The organism is Nonomuraea sp. NPDC001684 (assembly GCF_053596515.1).
The window spans coordinates 1-17,274 of the sequence record NZ_JBSFGJ010000189.1; the positions used below are offsets into that span (position 1 = coordinate 1).

The window sequence follows — 17,274 nt, forward strand, 5'->3', positions numbered from 1 at the left end:
CCTCGGCCGGCCACCGCCGAGGGGTCGCGCTCCAGGACGGTGGCCTGGAAGCCGGCCTTGCGCAGGCCCTGGGCCAGGGATAAGCCGCCGATGCCGCCTCCTGCGACGATGACGTGGGCAGAGGTGTCCATGAATCCGACGATAGACGATAGCTGTCGCGACAGTAAATGCTTGCGCCAGCTATTCTGGTCGCGTGACCGACGATCGTTTGCCGCCGCCGTTCGAACTGGTGCTGGGCGGCGGGTCGCTGCTCGTGCAGGTGGGGCGGGAGCTCAACACCGAGACCGAGCGCCGCCTGGCGCCGCTCGGGCTCACGGCGCAGCAGGCGGCGCTGCTGCTGCACGCGGCGGGCGGGCGCAGCACGCCCGGCGTGCTGAAGGGCCGGCTCGGCACGGACACGGCCGGGATGACCCGGCTGCTGGACCGGCTGGAGGCCAAGGGGCTGCTGCGGCGGGTCCGGCGGCCCGAGGACCGGCGCTCGGTCGTCATCGAGCTGACGGACGAGGGGCACGCGCTGGTGCCGCGCCTGCCGCCGATCTTCGGCGGGGTCAGCCGCCAGGTCTTCTCGGGCTTCTCCGGGGAGGAGATCGAGCAGGTCACGGGCATGCTGCGGCGGATCATGGCCAACCTGGCCGAAGGGGGATCGTGACCGGGGCGCGCGTGCCGCGCTCCCGGCCAGGATCGTCGGAGGTTCTGAGGCTCCGGGGGTTCCGGAGCTCTGGTTCTGGGGGGCCGGGCCTTCGGGGTCAGAGTTTGGCGATGACCTCCTCGGCGAAGCGCTCCATCGTGGCGATCTTGAGTTCGAGACTGTCCTCGCCGTACCGGGCCTTCTCCTCGGGGGTGGCCAGCCACCAGGGGGCGGCCATGGTGGCGGTCACGCCCTTGGCGGCGAAGCGGCGGTAGGTCTCGGCGTCCGGCAGCACGGCCAGCGGGGCGACGATGTCGAACGGGCCCGTCCTGCCGTTCTCGTCGAGGTGCCGGCGGAGGGTGTCGAGCACCGGGTCGAGCTGCTCCTCGGTGTAGATGCGGTTGCCCAGCCAGCCGTCGCCGAAGCGGGCGGCCCGGCGCAGCGCCGCCTCGCTGTCCCCGCCCACGTAGACGGGCACGGGCCCGGCCGGCGTGGGGGAGATCGACAGCGGCGGCAGGCCGTCCAGCTCGACGGTCTCGCCGGACCACAGGGCGCGCAGCGTGGGCAGCATCCGGTCGAGGCGGCGGCCCCGGGTGTGGAAGTCCTGGCCGGTGCCGGCGAACTCCTCCTCGCACCACCCCACCCCGACCCCGAACGTCACCCGTTCCCGCGACAGCACCGCCGCCGTGGAGACCAGCTTGGCCACGGTGAACAGGTCGCGGGCCGGGGCGATGTAGACGTTCGGCGAGAAGCGCAGCGTCGTGGTCGCCGTGGCCATCGCGCCGATCGTCACCCACACGTCGGGCCAGTGCGTCTCGGCGTCCCACCGGGGCGCGCCCGACCGCGAGTACGGGTACCGCGAGGCGAAGTCGGCGTAGAACAGGTGGTCCGACAGCGTGAAGGTGTCGAAGCCGCAGCGCTCGGCCGCCCGCGCCAGCTCCACGAACTGGTCGGTCGGGACGAACGAGGCCCCCAGCCACATCTTCATCGGAACTCCGGCGCGACCTTGGTGGCGAACATCTCCAGGTTCCGCTTGACCGTGTCCAGCGGGAGCACGCCCTGCTGCCCCTGCATGTACAGGCCGAACCACTCCAGGTCCGGCATGCGGTCGAGCATGCGCTGGATGCCGCGCTTGACGTCGTCCGGCGTGCCGAACAGGGCCATCTCCACGTCGTTCATGCGCTTGGCGTCGCCCTTCTCGGGGGAGATCGGCTTGTGCTTCTCGTCCTCCTTCTTGCGCAGCACCTCCAGGTAGCCGAAGGGGCCGAAGAAGGCGGCGAAGTCCTTGGGGATGCTGCGGCCGAAGGTGTTGATCGCCTCTTCGGTGGTGTCCGCGATGCCGACGATCTTCAGGATGCCGGTGTGCTCGCCCAGCTTGTAGTGGCGGCCCTGCCGGGCCGACTCCTCCTGGTAGAGCTTGGCCTTGGCGGCGTGGTCGTCGGGGTTGGGGGTGAACATCCACGGCAGGATGTCCTCCTGCGCGGCCCTGATCACCGACCGGTCGGAGATCGTGAACGGCTGCCACAACTCCGGATGCGGGTTCTGGTACGGCCGGGGGCAGACCGAGATGGCCTGGATCTTCCCGTCGTCGGAGACCTCGCCGGGCGCCCCGAAGGTCTTGGTCCATTCCATCGCGGGCCAGCCCTCGATACCGTCGAAGGGGTATGGCACCTCGTAGTCCAGCACGTCGGACTTGTAGCGGAGGGTCTCCTGCGTCCAGGCCATCTTCATGATCTTCAGCACCTCGCCGAAGACGTCGAAGTTCCGCGTGTCCGAGGCCGAGCCGTCGGAGCGGGCGGCGGCGGCCTGCCAGCGCTGGCCGAGGACGTTCATCCAGCGGTTCTGGTAACCCCGGGCCACGCCGAGCCGCAGCCGGCCCTTGCTGAACTGGTCGAGCAGCGCCACGTCCTCGGCGGCCCTGATCGGGTCCCAGGCGGGCAGCACCATGCCGAGCGGGGCGAGCAGGATGCGCTCGGTCCGTGCGGCGAGGTCGGTGAGGAACATCAGCGGATTGACCGAGAACTCCATCCCCTCGGAGTGGAAGTGGTGCTCGGTCATCATCAGCGCGTCGAACCCGATCTGGTCGGCGTGGACGGCTATCTCCCGCACCTCGTGCAGCAGCCGCTGATACGACTCTGTGTCGCGTCCGATGGGACGCCGTGCCTTGGCGTTCTCCTCGGCCGCGTATCCAGAGCCTGGAATCTGCGGATTCAGGAAGATAGAGAACTTCACCGGGAACCTCTTTCCGCGGACGTCGCCTTGCAAGCTACCCTGGAAATCTTAGCCGAGCAATCGCTTGGTTGACATGAGGAGGCCGTATGAGGCTGGGTGTCACGATGTTCGCCACGGATCTGGCCATGCCGGTCCAGGACCTCGCGGCCGCGGCCGAGGAGCGCGGGTTCGACTCGCTCTACCTGCCCGAGCACACCCACATCCCGGTCAGCCGCCGCACGCCGCCCGCCGGCGGCCAGGCCGAGCTGCCCGAGGAGTACAAGCGCACCCTGGACCCGCTGGTCGCGCTCTCCTTCGCCGCCGCCGCGACCCGGCGGCTGCGCGTCGGCACCGGCATCCTGCTCGCCGCCCAGCGCGACCCGATCGTGACCGCCAAGGCCCTGGCCACGCTCGACCACCTGTCGGGCGGGCGCGTGGTGGTCGGCGTCGGGTTCGGCTGGAACGTCGAGGAGATCGAGAACCACGGCGTGCCGTACGGGCGGCGGCGCGAGGTCGCCCGGCGCAACGTGCTGGCCATGCGGGCCTTCTGGCGGGACGAGGTGGCCGCCGTCGAAGGGCTCGAACCGTCCTGGTCGTGGCCCAAGCCCGCGCACGACCTGCCCGTCTACCTCGGCGGGGCCGCCGGGCCGAAGCTGTTCGCGCACATCGCCGAGTACGGCGACGGCTGGATGCCCATCGGCGGCAAGGGCGTCAAGGACGCCCTGCCCGCGCTGCGCGAGGCGTGCGAGAAGGCCGGGCGGCCGATGGCCAGGGTGATCCCGTTCGGGACGCTGCCCACCAGGGAGAAGCTGGACCACTTCGCCGGGCTCGGCATCGAGGAGGCCGTGGCCACCCTGCCGAGCGGCCCGGCCGACGTCGTCCTGCGCGCCCTCGACGGCTACGCCGCGCTGCTGCAGGCGGTGTCATAATGACGCCCTATGTCCGAGCTCCATGCTGATGATCCCCGACAGCTGGGGGAGTACCGGCTCTCGCGCAGGCTCGGGCAGGGCGGCCAGGGCGTCGTCTTCCTCGGTCACTCGGCGGCCGGGGGGCAGGTCGCGATCAAGCTGCTGCACGCGAGCGTGTCCAAGGACGCCGACGTGCGGCGCAGGTTCCTCGGCGAGGTGGAGGCGGTGCGCCGGGTCGCGGCCTTCTGCACCGCCCAGCTCCTCGACGCCGACCTCGACGGCGACCGGCCCTACCTGGTCAGCGAGTACGTCGAAGGGCCCTCGCTGGGCGAGCACGTGATGGCCGGTGGGCCGCGGCGCGGCGGCTCGCTCGACCGGCTGGCCATCGGCACCGCCACCGCCCTGGGGGCGATCCACCGGGCGGGGGTCGTGCACCGGGACCTGAAGCCGGGCAACGTGCTGCTCAGCCTCGACGGGCCGCGGGTGATCGACTTCGGGGTGTCCCGGCTCATGGACGCCGCCGCCACCACGACCAGGTCGCCCATCGGCACGCCGGCCTACCTGTCGCCCGAGCGCATCAGCGGGGAGGCTGCGGGGCCGCCCGCGGACATGTGGGCGTGGGGGCTGACCGTGGCGTACACGGCCGGGGGGCGGCACGCGTACATGGCGGACACCTACCAGGAGGTCCTGGCCCGGATCCTGTACGGCAAGCCGGATCTGCGCGGGTTGTCGGGGCGGCTGCGGGAGATCGTGGAGGCGTGCCTGGCCCACGACCCGCGCGACCGTCCGGACGCCGAGGAGACGTTGCGCGCGCTGCTCGGCCAGGACGGCGGAACGGGCGACGTCCTGCCCTCCGGCGCCCAAGCCGCCGCCCCGGCCCCGCCGCCCCCCTTCCCGCATACCACCCCCACCCTCGACAGAACCCCCACCACCGCGCCCCGCCCCTCTCCGGAAGACGCGCCCGCCACAGTCCCCTGGCCCTCTCCCGGGGGATCCCGCGCGCCCCGCCTCTCTCCGGAAGCGACGCCCCCCACAACCCCCTGGCCCTCCCCCGAAAGGCCCTCCGCCCCCGCGCCCGGGAGAGCGCCCACCGCACCTCTCGAAGGGACGCCCGCCGTCGCGGCCGGGGGACCCTCCTTCACTCCCCTCGAAGGGACGCCCGCCGGCGCGGGGCGCAGGTCGTGGCAGAGGTGGCAGGTGGTCGTGGCGGTGGCCGGGGTCGCGATGGGGGTCGCCGGTCTCGTGTTCTGGTTGCGCGCGTCCCAAGGACCCGGCCTGGACGGCCCCGGGAAGGGGACGGCCCAGCACAGCCCCACCCCCACCACCGGGAAACCGGACGCGACGCGCGCCCCCCTGGACGGCACCTGGACGGGATCGGCCGAGCACCCCACGGCCGGCCGGGTCTTCCCGGTCGAGCTGCGCCTGCGCGCCGGCGGCGCATCCACCATGCGCTGGGGCGCCGACCTGCACTGTTCCGGCCGGCTCACCCCCACCAGGAGCGCCGTCGTGTTCGCTCTCGGCCAGGTCAAGGGCCAGGCGTGCCACGCCGGGACGGTCCGCATCGTCCCCTCGGACGACCCCAACCGGTTCCAGGTCAAGGTGACCCGGTCCGACACCGGCGCCGTCATGTACTCGGGCCGGCTCTCCCGCGCCTCCTGACCGGCTGTGTCACGGTCAGGCGGCGATTGCCGTGCACACTGTTGACTGAACGCCGCCCGTTGCCTTCAGTGGAGAGCAAGAAGGGGTGGCGGCGAGGGGAGGCGCCCCGTGCCGACGGCGCAGCCGCTGAGAACGGGGGACCCGCACAGGCTCGGCGAGTACGAGCTCGCCGGGCGGCTGGGTGAAGGCGGACAGGGCGCGGTGTTCCTCGGTTCGCGAAGCGGCGAGAGGTACGCGGTCAAGCTGCTGCACGGGCCCGTGGGGGACGAGCAAGGGGCGTTCCTGCGGGAGGTGGAGCTGGCCAAGCATGTGGCGAGGTTCTGCACGGCCCAGGTGATCGACGCCGGGTTCGACGAGGGCCGGCCGTACATCGTGAGCGAGTACGTCGACGGGCCCTCGCTGCACCGGGAGGTCTCGCTGACCGGGCCGCGGCACGGCGGCGCGCTGGAGCGGCTGGCGGTCGGCACCGCGACCGCGCTGGCCGCGATCCACCGGGCGGGCATCGTGCACCGGGACTTCAAGCCGCAGAACGTGCTGCTCGGGCCGGACGGGCCGCGGGTGATCGACTTCGGCCTGGCCAGGGCGCTGGACGCGGCGGCCACGGTGACGAACAGGGGCGTGGGCACGCCGGCGTACATGGCTCCCGAGCAGATCACCGCCTCGGCCGTGACGGGGGCGGCCGACGTCTTCTCCTGGGGCGCGACGATGTGCTTCGCGGCCAACGCGAGCGCGCCGTTCGGGCAGGACTCGGTGGCGCCGGTGCTGCACCGCATCCTGACCGCCCCGCCCGAGTTGGGCCGGCTGGACGGGCGGCTGCGGGTGCTGGTCGCCGCCTGCCTGGACAAGGACGTCAGGAACCGGCCCTCCAGCAGGGAACTGCTGCTCGCGCTGCTCGGCGAGCCGGACGCGCCGGACCATGGGCACGGCGACGTGCCGCTGGTCCCCGGGCAACGTCCGCCGGTGCCGCTGGCCGAGCCCGAGGTCACCGGCGTGGCCGGCGCCTACCACCTGCGCTCCCGCACGGGCGCCGGCCCGGAACCTCCCACGTCCACCGGCCCGACGACCCCGACGACCCCGACGACCCCGCCGGACCCGACGGCGCCGGTCGAGGCGCCCCCGCGAGGCCCGAGGACGCCGGACGAGGCCGGCCCGCCGGACGGCCCGAGGACGCCGGACGGCCCGAGGACGTCGGACGGCCTGCTGACGCGGGCCGGGACGGGCGGGCCGGACCGGCAGGGCCGGGGACGCGGGGCCGGGTGGGTGCAGGCGGTCGTGGCGGTGTGCGCGGCGCTGCTGGTGACCGCGGTCGTCCTCACCGTGATCGTGCCCGCGCTCAATGGCCATCGCTCCGGCCAGGCGTCCGTGCTGCCGCCGAACCCGCCCACCCCGGCGCGCTCGGCGCACGCCTCCTCGCGTCCGGGCGGGAAGCCGGCGGAGCGGCAGCGCGTGCCCACCGTCGCGCCCGCCGTCCAGCCCACTGTCGAGCCCACTGTCGAGCCCACCGTCGAACCCACGGGCGAACCGACCGGTGAGCCGACAGCCGGGCGGCCGGTGACGGTCGTGGTCCCGCCGCTGACCGGCCTGGGCCGGGCCGACGCGGTCAAGGCGCTCAAGCAGGCCGGGCTGACCGTCGGCACGGTCACCAGAACCGACTCGCCGCGGGAGATCGGCCGGGTGCTGGGCAGCCGTCCGGCGGCCGGCACGGTGGTGGGCCGGGGCGGCGCGGTCGCGCTGGAGGTGTCGGCGGGGGTGCCGGTGCCGTCCGTGATCGGACGGCAGCGCAAGGCGGCCGAGGCGGCGCTCACCGCCGCCGGGCTCGCGGCGGGGACGGTCACCCGGGCCTGCTCCGACCAGCCGGACGGCCAGGTCCTCGCGACGCGGCCGGAGGCCGGCGCGCGCCTGCCGGGCGGCGCGACGGTGGCGCTCACGGTGGCCCGCCAGGGTGTGGAGGTGCCGTCGGTGGTGGGTCGGCCCCGCGCCGACGGCCGGGCCGACCTGGTCGCGGCCGGCTTCACGGTACGGTCCCGCGCCCAGGTCGTGGACGACGACGCCAAGGCGGACACCGTCCTGAGCCAGAGCCTGACCCCGGGCACCTGTGCCGCGCCCGGCGACGTGGTGGTGATCACGGTCGGCGTCGCCGGCCAGTCCGGCGGCCCCGGCCCCGAGGAGCCCACGCAGACCCCGACCGGCCCCGCCACCGACCCCTCGACCGGCCTGTAGCCGCCGCCGGCGCGCCCGCAAGCGCCGGGGAGGCGGCGGGGAGGCGGCGGGGAGGTAGTGGAGAAGCGGCGGGGAAGCGGCGGGGAAGCGGCGGGGGTGGCGGTGGAGAGGTGGTGGGGAAGCCGTCAGAAGGCCAGCGCGGACTCCAGCATGACCGCCGTGACCTGGTCCTCGGGCAGGTCCATGGTCTTGACCACGCCCCACTGCAGCGCCCCGAGCAGCGCCCAGCACCTGACCCTGGCCTCGGGGCCCGGGTTCTCGCCGGCGAGCTTGGCGAAGATCTCGTCCCTGAACGTGCCGACGACCGCGCGCTCGGAGCCTGGCGGCTGGCTGTCGTCGGCCGCCAGGTCCTCCATGAACAGGCGGATCACCGCGCGGTGCCGCACCGCGAAGACGGCCAGGGCCTCGACGAACGCCTTGCGGTCGGGATGCTCGGTGTCGAGCAGCGTGATCATCTCGGCCGCGGCGGGGGAGAGCAGTTCGGAGGCCAGCCGGTCCTTGGGATGGAAGTGGTAGGCGACGGCGGTCTTGGTCAGCCCGACCGCGGCGGCGATGTCGGCCAGCGAGGTGCCCGCGTAGCCGCGCTCGGCGAACAGCTCGCGCGCGGCCGCCAGGATCCGGGAGCGGGTGTCGTCGGGTGTGGTCATCGTCTCATTTCCCACGGGATCCGGAATTTCCGATGTCCTCCGTTTTATCGTAGTCCTGTACGACCGTACAGGACGGCCGTCGGGCAGGGGCGAGACGATGACGCGGTTTCTTGGTCGGCTGGGTGGCTGGTGCGCGCGGCACGGGCGGATCGTGCTGGCTTTATGGGTGGTCCTGGCCGCGGGCCTGATGGGTGCGAGCCTCGCGCTCGGCAGCCCGGTCAGCAACGACGCCTCCATCCCGGGCACAGACGCGCAGCGCGCGCACGACCTGATGAAGGAGGGCTTCGGCCCCGGCTACGCCGCCGGCGGAACCGTGCAACTCCTCCTGTACTCCGCGGACGGGAAGCTCACCGACGAACCGCATAAGCAGGCCGTCGAGCGCTCGGTGGCCGCGATGCGCACGATGCCGCACGTCGTCCAGGTGGACACGCCCTACCGGATGGGCGGCATCGCCTCGAACCTGCAGATCGGCGTGATCACCGTCAAGATGCAGGGCAACGACCCCGACAAGGTGGGCGAGGACACCCAGGCCCTGTCCGACGCCGCGGGCCCGGCCAGGGACGCCGGGCTGGAAGTGGTGCCCGCCGCCGACTCCAACCCGGCGAGCAAGGAGATCAAGACCGGGCCGAGCGAGATCATCGGCGTGGTCTGCGCGCTGCTCGTGCTGGTCTTCGCCTTCGGGACGCTGGTCGCCGCGATGGTGCCGATCTTCGCCGCGCTGGTCAGCGTCGCGACCGGGCTCGGCGTGATCGGCCTGCTCGGCTACGTCGTGGACATGCCCAAGCAGGCCGGGATCATGTCCACGATGATCGGGCTCGGCGTCGGCATCGACTACGCGCTGTTCCTGCTGTCGCGCCACCGCAAGCTGCTGGCCGACGGCGTGCCGGTCGTGGAGTCCGTACGCCGGACGGTTTCCAGCTCGGGCGGGGCCGTCGTGTTCGCCGGCGGCACGGTGATCATCGCGTTGAGCGCGCTGATGCTGGCCGGGTTCCCGCTGCTGAGCACGCTCGGCTGGGTGACCGGCATCTCCGTCGTCTTCGCCGTGCTGACCTCGGTCACCCTCGTGCCCGCCCTGCTCGGGCTGCTCGGCCACCGCGTCAACGCGCTCAAGGTGCCGCTGGTGCGCGGGCGGTCGTCCACCCGCGGCGGGGGCGCGGGCTGGGCCGGGCTCGGCGCGTGGGTGGCGCGCCGGCCGTGGCGGGTGCTGATCGGCAGCGTCCTCGTGCTCGGCGCGCTGGCCGCGCCCGCGCTCGCGCTGCAGCTGGGGCCCCTGGACGAGGGGTACGCGGCCAAGGACTCGGCCGGGCGGCGCGCGTACGAGCTGATGGCCACGGCCTTCGGCCCCGGCAGCAACGGCCCGCTGATCGTGGTCGCCGAGCTGCCGGAGAAGGTCTCCGGCGCCGGGGACGCCACCGTCAAGCGGCTCGCCGACGAGGTCGCCCGCGTCGACGGGGTCGCCCACGTGTCGGACCCGAAGGTCAACGCCTCCGGCCGCTCGGTGCTGCTCCAGACGATCAGCGACTACGCGCCGAGCGACCCTAAGGCCGCCGAGGTGGTCAGGGAGGTCAGGGCCATCTCGATCCCGGGCGTCCAGGTGCACGTCGGCGGCAAGGTGGCCGGGCTGACCGACGCCGGGGACCGCATGAACGAGCGCACCCCGCTGGTCATCGGCGTGGTCGTGCTGCTCAGCGCGCTGCTCCTCCTGTTCGCCTTCCGCGCGCCCGTCGTCGCGGTCAAGGCCGCCGTGATGAACCTGGTGTCGCTGGGCGCCGCGTTCGGCGCGCTGGCGCTGGTGTTCTCGATCGGCCTCGGCAGCGGCCTGGTCGGCATGGACGCGCCGATGGACGCCTCCTACCTCCAGACGCTGTTCTTCTCCGTGCCGATCGAGAGCTACGTGCCGCTGATGCTGTTCGCGGTGCTGTTCGGCCTGTCGATGGACTACGAGGTGTTCCTGCTGACGGCGGTGCGCCAGGCTCACGCCCGGCACGGCGACAACAGCCGGGCGGTGGCCGAGGGCCTCGGCTCGACCGGCCGGGTCATCACCTCGGCCGCCCTGATCATGGTGGCGGTGTTCGTGGCGTTCATCGCCTACCCGGACGCGATGGTCAAGACGTTCGGCGTCGGGCTGGCCGTGGCCATCGCGGTGGACGCGACCGTCATCCGCGGCTTCCTCGTGCCGGCCACGATGGTGCTGCTCGGCCGGGCGAACTGGTGGTGCCCGCGCTGGCTGGACCGGCTGCTGCCGAACCTGTCGGTCGAGGGCCACGAGGAGGACGAGCCGGAGCCGCGCCGCGAGCGCGCGCAGGAGCCGGTGGGCGCCGGGCGCTGACCCCGCCGGCGACCGGTAAGCCGGGGCGTCGAGGTGGCAGGCCGGTCAGTCGGGGTCGTCGAGGTGGCAGGCCGGCACCCACCCGACGACGCCGGTGGCCGCGTCGGTGCCGTGGTGCCACAGGGTGCTGTCGAAGGCGTCGTCGCAGCGGAACGGCTCGTGCTCCTCCGACCGGTCGGAGTCGAAGCCGTCGCCGGGACGGCCCACGCCGAGCTGGGCCGCGCCGCCCTTCGGCTCGCTCCAGATGACCACCTCGCGGCTGCGGAAGTCGTAGCGGTAGCGGGCCTGCGCGGGGCCGGCGCCGCCCACGGTCACGACCGCGAGCAGGCCGGCCGCGACGGCTCCTCTGGCGAGCATGCGGACCTCCCTCACTGTGGGCGATTACCCGCTCACAGTACGCTCCCGCACGACCTCGTGCCCGGCACGCCGCCAGCCGATCAGGCCGCCGTCCAGCGGGCGGGCGTCGAGACCGCGCTCGCGCAGCAGGCGGGCGGCCCGCGGGGAGAGCACGCAGTACGGCCCGCCGCAGTAGGCCACGACCCGGGCGTCCGCGGGCAGCTCCGCCAGGCGGCCCGCCAGGTCGTCCAGGGGCACCGAGATCGCGCCCGGCACGTGCCCCTTGGCGTAGGCGGCGGCCGGCCGGACGTCGACGACCACCGTGCCGGGATCGGCCAGCCTGGCGGCCAGCTCGTCGGCCGTGACGCCGGACAGGTCGCCCAGGTGCTCCCGCACCGCCTCGCGCAGGCCGGACAGCCGGTCGTGGGCGAAACGCTGGAGGTCGCCCAGGAAACGCGAGACCTGCTCGTCGGCCAGCCGGTAGCGGACCCGCGTGCCGTCCCGGCGGCTGGTCACCAGGTGGGCCGCGTGCAGGTGCTGGAGCTGGGCCGAGGTGTTCTTGACCGGCACGCCCGCCGCCCGCGCCAGCTCCTCGACCGTGCGCTCGCCCTGGTCGAGCACGTCGAGCAGGCGCAGCCGCACCGGGCTGGCCAGCGCCTTGCCGACGCGGGCCAGGTGCCGGTAGACGGGCTCTTCGGGGAAATCCGCCATCAGACCGCGTACTGGTCGTGGCGCAGCCAGAGTTCGGTCCACTCCTCGGGGGTGAGCTCGCGGCCGCTGTGGGTGATCTCGGCCAGCTCCTCGAAGTACGCCTCGCGCGGCGCGCCCGGCGTGAAGAGCACCAGCATCGAGGCCGGCTCGCCGGAGGCGTTGCGGAAGGCGTGCACGCCGCCCTCGGGCACGTGCAGGAAGTCGCCGGGGCGGCCGTCGGCCCACTTGTCGCCGTCGTAGAGCTGGACGGTGCCGGTCAGCACGTAGAACGACTCGGTGATGGTGCGGTGGAAGTGCGGGGACGCGCCGCCGGGACGCGGGCCCATCTCCCAGCGGTAAAGGCCGTAGGCGCCGTTCGTCGAGCCGCCCGTGCCCAGGTAGTGGACGCGGGTGCCGGTCGCCATCGACAGGTCGGGGCCGTTGTCCGCCGGGCGCAGGGTGGCGCTGATCTCGCCGGTCTCGCCGAGGTAGCGCTGCTGGGGGTACGACATGGGACAACCTCCACTATTCCAAAGAAAATGAGAATAGCGCCTCAGAACGTGATGACCGTGCGGGCGACCGTCCCCTGGCGGACGTGGGCGACGGCCTCGTTGATCTGGTCGAGGGGGAGGCGTTCGGTGATCAGGCCGTCGAGGTCGAGGCGGCCGCGGAGGTACTGGGCGGCCAGCATGGGCAGGTCGCGGTGCGGCGCGGCGTCGCCGCCCTGGGTGCCCATGAGGCGGCGCGAGGAGAACAGCAGGCCGGTGTCCAGCGCCATGGGGTGGCCCTGGGGCGGGCTGCCGACCATGACCGTGGTCCCGCCCGGCTGGGTGGCGGCGAAGGCGTCCGCCAGCACGCCGGGGACGCCGGTCGCGTCGAAGGCGTAGTCGACGCCGCCGCGGACCAGCGCGCTCACCTGGCGGGGCAGGTCCCCGGCGGTGAGCAGGTGGGTGGCCCCGAAGCGCTCGGCCAGCTTGAGCTTCCCCTCGGCCACGTCCGCGGCGATGATCGTGGTGGCGCCGGCGAGCACCGCGCCCTGGATGACGTTGAGCCCCACGCCGCCGCAGCCGACCACCAGGACCGAGGCGCCCGGCGGCACCTCGGCCACGTTCAGGACGGCGCCCACGCCGGTGACCACGCCGCAGGCCAGCAGGCACATGGCGGCGAAGGGCGCGTCCTTGGCGATCTTGACGCACATGGCCTCGGCGACCACCGCGTACTCGGCGAACGAGCCGATGCCGATGAAGCGGCGGGTCTCCCGGCCGTCGAGGGTGACCCTGGGCGGGCCGCCCATGATGGTCGGCAGCCGCTGCGGGCCCGAGCACAGGTGGAAGCGGCCGGAGCCGCAGTGGCGGCAGCGCCCGCAGGGGCCGCTCATGGCGATGATGACGTGGTCGTCCGGCCTGACGGAGGTGACGCCCGCGCCGACGCTCTCCACCACGCCCGCGCTCTCGTGCCCCAGGATGAACGGCGGCGCGCCCACCACCGGGCTCTTGCCGTCGATGGCCTTGAGGTCGGAGCCGCACACGCCCGAGGCCCTGATCCGGACGCGCACCTCGCCGGGGCCGGGGTCGTCGATCTCGACGTCGCGGATCTCCATGGGGGCGTGGAACCCGGTCAGCACGGCCGCGCGCATCAGCATGGGCCCACGCTAGCCCGGCGCGCCGTCTGCGAGCAAGCGGTTGCTCGGTAGGCCGTTGACACCCCCTTCCGGCAAATCTACGCTCAGCGAAACCAAGCGAGCGCTAGGCCGAGTCGCGAGGAGAACAACATGGTACGGCGGGGCGCGGCGGCGCTCACCCTGACGCTGCTCGTCGCCGGCTGCGCGGCTCAGCAGACCGGCGCGGCCCAGTCGGGCGCGGGAGTGACGGACACCACGATCAAGATCGGCGGCGTGCTGACCAAGACCAGCGCGAGCGGCTACTCGACCAGGGACGCCGAGATCGGGGCGAAGGCCAGGTTCGCCCGCGCCAACGCCGAGGGCGGCGTGCACGGCCGGAAGATCGACTTCATCGGCGCCGAGGACGACGCCCAGGACGCGGCCAAGGGCGACGCGGCGGCCAAGAAACTCGTCCAGAAGGACCAGGTGTTCGCCCTGGTCCCGGTGCACGCCCCCAACTTCGGCGGCGCGGCCTTCCTCGAACAGCAGGGCGTCCCCTGGTTCGGCTGGGCCACCGGGCCGCAGTGGTGCGGCACCAGGACCGGGTTCGGCTACAACGGCTGCCTGGCCCCCAAGCAGGGCGCCGGCTCCCAGACGTGGTGGGGCAGGCAGATGGCCGACCTGCTCGGCGGCGCCGCCGGCAAGAGCGTCTACGTGCAGACCAGCGACTCCAGCGGCAGCAAGTACGGCGGCACGACCATCTCCCAGTCGTTCACCGCGGCCGGGTTCGAGCTGGCCGGCGTGAACTCCGGCCTGCCGGCCGCCGCCCCGCCGCCCGACTGGCTCCCGTACGTCAACAAGATCATGACCTCGGACGGCGGCAAGGCCCCCGACGTCGTCGTCTCGGTGATCGCCGGCACCAAGTTCAACGTCGGGCTCTACGCGGCGCTCAAGCGGGCCGGGTACAAGGGCGTGCTCACCGACGCCACCAGCTACGACCTGGCCATCCTCAAGGACCCGGCCGGCGCGCAGGCGCTCGACGGCGTGATCGCCGCGCCCATGTTCGAGCCGTTCGAGTCGCCGGCGCCCGAGATCGCCCAGCTCAAGAAGGACGTCGAGCAGGTCGCCCCCGGCACCGCGCTCACCCAGCACCTGGCGATCGGCTACTGGGCCGCCGACATCTTCCTCGACGTCCTCAAGCGCACCGGCAAGGACCTGACCAGGGAGAAGTTCCTGGCCACCGCCAATGGCGACTACGTCTACGAGAACCCCGGGTTCGGCCGCATCCGCTACCCGCGCGACCACAGCGAGCCGAACGGCTGCGGCGCCCTGGTCAAACTGGAGGGCGGGGCCTTCCAGGTGGCCAGGAGGATGGCCTGCTTCGACAACGTGCCGCTGAAATGATCCTCCAGTACGTGCTCAGCGGCCTGGTCACCGGGGCCGTCTTCGCGATCATGGGCTCCGGCCTGACCTTGTCGTACGCGGCGACCGGGGTGTTCAACTTCGCCCACGGCGCCGTCGGCTTCCTGGCCGCCCTGGTGTTCTACGAGCTCACCGCCGCCGCCTGGCTGCCCGCCTGGCTGTCGGCGGTGGTGGCGGCCGGGCTGTTCGCGCCCGCGCTCGGCTACCTGCTGCACCGGGCCATGTTCCGCGGGCTCGCCCAGGCGGGGGAGACCGCGCAGATCGTCGCCACCATCGGGCTCACGATCGCGCTGCCCGCGCTCGGCCTGCTGGCCGTGGAGCTGGCCGGGCTGCCCGCCACGGACGCCACCTCGCTGCCGCGCGGCGTCGGCCCCCATCCGGCCGTGTCGTTCGACCCGCTCGGCGTGCGGCTGGACACCGACCAGCTCATCACCTTCGCCTTCTCGGCCGTCGCGGCGGCGGGGTTGTGGGCGTTCCTGCGGCACACGCCGTACGGGCTGCGCATGCGCGCCTCCGTGGACCGCCGCCGCCTGGCCACGCTCCGGGGCATCGACGTGGACGCCACCTCGGCGCTGGCCTGGATGCTCGGGTCGGGGCTCGCCGGCCTGGCCGGGGTGCTGGCGGCGCCGGTGCTCGGGCTGGACGCGACGGCGTACACGGTGCTGCTGTTCGCCTCGGCGACGGCGGCGGTGTTCGGGCGGCTGCGCTCGATCCCGTGGACGTTCGCCGCCGGGCTCGCGCTCGGCGTCGTGCAGAACCTGGTCGCCGGGTACACCGACTTCCTGGAGGAGGTCACCGGGCTGCGCACGGCCGTGCCGGTGATCCTGCTGTTCGCCGGGCTGCTGCTGCTGAACCGGTCGCGGGAGCGGGTGGCGGGCAGCGCCGCCGAGGACGTCCCGCCGCCCGACCACCTGGCCGGGGTGCCGGCCTGGCGCAGGCGGCTGCCGTGGGCGGCGGGCCTGGCCGCGCTGGCGGTCTTCGCCCTGGTCGGGCCGGAGTACTACGTGGGCGTCGCGGCCCAGGGGCTGGTGCTGGCGCTGATCTTCTGCTCGTTCGTGGTGGTGACCGGGATCGGCGGCATGGTGAACCTGGCGCAGGCCGCCTTCGCCGCCATGGCGGCGCTGACCTGCGGGTGGGCGTTCGCCTCCGGGCTGCCGTTCGTCGTGGCGATCGTGCTCGGGGTGGCCGCCGCGGGGGCCGTCGGGCTGGTCGTGGCGCTGCCCGCGCTGCGGCTGGGCGGGCGGGTGCTGACGCTGGCCACGCTGGCCCTGGCGCTGCTGGCCGACCAGGTGCTGTTCCAGGTGGACGCCTTCAGCAACGGGACCATCGGATGGGCGCTGCCGGCGCTCGGGCTCGGCTTCGCCGACACCTCCGACCCGCGGGTGCGGGTGGCCGTGCTGCTGGCGCTGATCGGGCTGGTGGCGCTGCTGGTGCGCAACCTGGAGCGGTCGGCGTCGGGGCGGGCCGTCCTCGCCGTGCGGTCGGCGCCCGCGGCGGCCGTCACCTCCGGGCTGTCCGCGCCGCGGGCCAAGATCGTGCTGTTCGTGCTGGCGTCGGCGGTCGCCGGGCTCGGCGGGGTGCTGTTCGCGATCTCCAAGGGGTCGGTCACGGCCACCGACCTGCCGGCGTTCGCCGGGTTCGTCTGGCTGGCCGTGGTGGTGCTGCAGGGCGTGCGCAGGATCGGCGGGGCGGTGCTCGGCGGGCTGGTCGCGGTGGCCGTGCCCGAACTGCTGGCGACCTGGGACGTGTCCGCGCACGTCGGGTCGATCCTGTTCGGCGCGGGCGGCATGATCCTGGCCCGGCATCCGGACGGCGTGCTCACCCAGCTCGCCGAGGCCCGCCATCGCCGCCGCGCCCGCCGCCTTCCCGCCGCTCCTGCCGGCGCTTTCCCCACCGCTTCTTCCACCGCTTCTTCCGGCGCGCCTTCCGCGCCTCCGGCCGAGGTGGTCGCCGGGGTCGTGGCCCGGCGGGCCGCGGCCGGGGGCGGCGGGTCCGGCGGGCCGCTGTTCGTGCTGGAGGACGTCGTGGCGGGCTACGCCGACTGCACCGTGCTGCGCGGGGTGCGGCTGGAGGTGCGGCCCGGCGAGGTGGTGGCGCTGCTCGGCGCGAACGGCGCGGGCAAGTCCACCGCGTGCGCCGTCGCCGCCGGGGACCTGCCGGTGACCGGCGGCCGGATCCTGCTCGACGGCGTGGACGTCACCGCCTGGCCGGCGCACCGGCGGGCGCGCGCCGGCGTCCTGCTGGCCCCCGAAGGGCGGGGCGTCTTCCCCGGGCTCACCGTGGAGGAGAACCTGCGCACCTGGCTGGACGATCCGGAGCCGGTCTACCGGCGCCTGCCGCAGCTGGCGGCCCGCCGTACGGTGGCCGCGGGCGCGCTGTCGGGCGGCGAACAGCAGCTCCTCACGCTGGCCCCGGCCCTGGTGCGCCCGCCGCGGGTGCTGATCGCCGACGAGCCCTCGCTCGGCCTGGCCCCGCTCGTGGTGCGGCAGGTGTTCGACGTCTTCGCCGAGCTGCGCGACCGGGGCGTGGCTCGGCCCGCCCATGCACCGCCTGCTGCTGGCCGTCCTGCTGGCCGCCGACGGCCGGCCGGTTCCCGCCGACACCCTCATCACCAGGCTGTGGGA

Annotated in this window: 15 protein-coding genes; 7 read left to right on the plus strand and 8 right to left on the minus strand. The window is 73.8% G+C overall.

The annotated features are described in order from the left end of the window. Positions 1 to 131, minus strand: a 131-nt coding sequence (locus tag ACWCSD_RS28440) for an NAD(P)-binding protein (protein ID WP_449919335.1), incomplete at its 3' end; no start/stop codon positions are given. Between the two features lie 62 nt (positions 132 to 193). Here ACWCSD_RS28440 and ACWCSD_RS28445 point away from each other — a divergent pair. Then, positions 194 to 649, plus strand: a complete 456-nt coding sequence (locus ACWCSD_RS28445; RefSeq protein ID WP_358298608.1) for a MarR family winged helix-turn-helix transcriptional regulator — start codon at positions 194 to 196, stop codon at positions 647 to 649. Between the two features lie 97 nt (positions 650 to 746). Here the strand turns inward: ACWCSD_RS28445 and ACWCSD_RS28450 are convergent, their stop codons facing one another. Both ACWCSD_RS28450 and ACWCSD_RS28455 read right to left on the minus strand, forming a co-directional pair. Then, positions 747 to 1,616, minus strand: coding sequence for a TIGR03619 family F420-dependent LLM class oxidoreductase (locus ACWCSD_RS28450; RefSeq protein ID WP_358298607.1), 870 nt, complete (start codon positions 1,614 to 1,616; stop codon positions 747 to 749). Then, positions 1,613 to 2,860, minus strand: coding sequence for an LLM class flavin-dependent oxidoreductase (locus tag ACWCSD_RS28455; protein WP_352362988.1), 1,248 nt, complete (start codon positions 2,858 to 2,860; stop codon positions 1,613 to 1,615). The genes ACWCSD_RS28450 and ACWCSD_RS28455 overlap by 4 nt, the downstream gene beginning before the upstream one ends. An 86-nt stretch (positions 2,861 to 2,946) precedes the next feature. Between ACWCSD_RS28455 and ACWCSD_RS28460 the strand changes: the two genes are divergently transcribed. The 3 genes from ACWCSD_RS28460 to ACWCSD_RS28470 all read left to right on the plus strand — a co-directional run bounded on the left by ACWCSD_RS28460 (position 2,947) and on the right by ACWCSD_RS28470 (position 7,626). Next, positions 2,947 to 3,768: a TIGR03619 family F420-dependent LLM class oxidoreductase gene (locus ACWCSD_RS28460; RefSeq protein ID WP_397161030.1), complete on the plus strand. Its 822-nt coding sequence runs from the start codon at positions 2,947 to 2,949 to the stop codon at positions 3,766 to 3,768. 9 nt (positions 3,769 to 3,777) lie between these two features. Next, the gene (locus tag ACWCSD_RS28465) at positions 3,778 to 5,406 is read left to right on the plus strand and encodes a serine/threonine-protein kinase (protein ID WP_449919320.1); all 1,629 of its coding nucleotides are present in this window, start codon (positions 3,778 to 3,780) and stop codon (positions 5,404 to 5,406) included. Between the two features lie 108 nt (positions 5,407 to 5,514). Continuing rightward, positions 5,515 to 7,626 carry a protein kinase domain-containing protein gene (locus ACWCSD_RS28470; RefSeq protein WP_449919322.1) on the plus strand — a complete coding sequence of 704 codons (2,112 nt, stop codon included), beginning with the start codon at positions 5,515 to 5,517 and terminating at the stop codon, positions 7,624 to 7,626. A 125-nt stretch (positions 7,627 to 7,751) separates the two neighbouring features. Here ACWCSD_RS28470 and ACWCSD_RS28475 read toward each other — a convergent pair whose 3' ends face one another. Then, positions 7,752 to 8,273: a TetR/AcrR family transcriptional regulator gene (locus ACWCSD_RS28475; RefSeq protein WP_352362996.1), complete on the minus strand. Its 522-nt coding sequence runs from the start codon at positions 8,271 to 8,273 to the stop codon at positions 7,752 to 7,754. A gap of 97 nt (positions 8,274 to 8,370) precedes the next feature. Here ACWCSD_RS28475 and ACWCSD_RS28480 point away from each other — a divergent pair, with 97 nt between their 5' ends. Next, positions 8,371 to 10,602: an MMPL family transporter gene (locus ACWCSD_RS28480; protein WP_397161024.1), complete on the plus strand. Its 2,232-nt coding sequence runs from the start codon at positions 8,371 to 8,373 to the stop codon at positions 10,600 to 10,602. A gap of 45 nt (positions 10,603 to 10,647) precedes the next feature. On the opposite strand, the gene ACWCSD_RS28485 is transcribed toward ACWCSD_RS28480, so the two are convergent. The 4 genes from ACWCSD_RS28485 to ACWCSD_RS28500 are packed head-to-tail and all read right to left on the minus strand — an operon-like array spanning position 10,648 to position 13,270. Further along, entirely contained in the window at positions 10,648 to 10,959 is a 312-nt protein-coding gene (locus ACWCSD_RS28485) for a hypothetical protein (RefSeq protein ID WP_397161022.1), read from the minus strand. 24 nt (positions 10,960 to 10,983) lie between these two features. Next, positions 10,984 to 11,649 carry an ArsR/SmtB family transcription factor gene (locus ACWCSD_RS28490; RefSeq protein ID WP_449919325.1) on the minus strand — a complete coding sequence of 222 codons (666 nt, stop codon included), beginning with the start codon at positions 11,647 to 11,649 and terminating at the stop codon, positions 10,984 to 10,986. Beyond that, positions 11,649 to 12,140 (minus strand): cupin domain-containing protein, encoded by a 492-nt coding sequence (locus ACWCSD_RS28495; RefSeq protein ID WP_358298591.1) that lies wholly within the window; start codon positions 12,138 to 12,140, stop codon positions 11,649 to 11,651. Before ACWCSD_RS28495 ends, ACWCSD_RS28490 begins: the two co-directional genes overlap by 1 nt. Before the next feature lie 41 nt (positions 12,141 to 12,181). Then, a complete protein-coding gene (locus ACWCSD_RS28500; RefSeq protein ID WP_449919329.1) occupies positions 12,182 to 13,270 on the minus strand; it encodes an alcohol dehydrogenase catalytic domain-containing protein in 1,089 nt (362 codons plus the stop codon). 129 nt (positions 13,271 to 13,399) lie between these two features. Here ACWCSD_RS28500 and ACWCSD_RS28505 point away from each other — a divergent pair, with 129 nt between their 5' ends. After that, positions 13,400 to 14,632, plus strand: coding sequence for an ABC transporter substrate-binding protein (locus tag ACWCSD_RS28505; protein WP_358298587.1), 1,233 nt, complete (start codon positions 13,400 to 13,402; stop codon positions 14,630 to 14,632). Further along, the coding region (locus ACWCSD_RS28510) for an ABC transporter permease subunit (protein WP_449919333.1) at positions 14,629 to 17,274 on the plus strand (2,646 nt) is incomplete at its 3' end. The genes ACWCSD_RS28505 and ACWCSD_RS28510, both read left to right, overlap by 4 nt.

What these genes read in the sequence shown, in the direction of transcription:
- ACWCSD_RS28460 (WP_397161030.1), top strand. Translation starts at nt 2,947, where the DNA reads ATGAGGCTGGGTGTCACGATGTTCGCCACGGATCTGGCCATGCCGGTC.
- ACWCSD_RS28475 (WP_352362996.1), bottom strand. Translation starts at nt 8,273, where the DNA reads ATGACCACACCCGACGACACCCGCTCCCGGATCCTGGCGGCCGCGCGC.
- ACWCSD_RS28500 (WP_449919329.1), bottom strand. Translation starts at nt 13,270, where the DNA reads ATGCTGATGCGCGCGGCCGTGCTGACCGGGTTCCACGCCCCCATGGAG.
- ACWCSD_RS28450 (WP_358298607.1), bottom strand. Translation starts at nt 1,616, where the DNA reads ATGAAGATGTGGCTGGGGGCCTCGTTCGTCCCGACCGACCAGTTCGTG.
- ACWCSD_RS28505 (WP_358298587.1), top strand. Translation starts at nt 13,400, where the DNA reads ATGGTACGGCGGGGCGCGGCGGCGCTCACCCTGACGCTGCTCGTCGCC.
- ACWCSD_RS28465 (WP_449919320.1), top strand. Translation starts at nt 3,778, where the DNA reads ATGTCCGAGCTCCATGCTGATGATCCCCGACAGCTGGGGGAGTACCGG.
- ACWCSD_RS28490 (WP_449919325.1), bottom strand. Translation starts at nt 11,649, where the DNA reads ATGGCGGATTTCCCCGAAGAGCCCGTCTACCGGCACCTGGCCCGCGTC.
- ACWCSD_RS28480 (WP_397161024.1), top strand. Translation starts at nt 8,371, where the DNA reads ATGACGCGGTTTCTTGGTCGGCTGGGTGGCTGGTGCGCGCGGCACGGG.
- ACWCSD_RS28495 (WP_358298591.1), bottom strand. Translation starts at nt 12,140, where the DNA reads ATGTCGTACCCCCAGCAGCGCTACCTCGGCGAGACCGGCGAGATCAGC.
- ACWCSD_RS28485 (WP_397161022.1), bottom strand. Translation starts at nt 10,959, where the DNA reads ATGCTCGCCAGAGGAGCCGTCGCGGCCGGCCTGCTCGCGGTCGTGACC.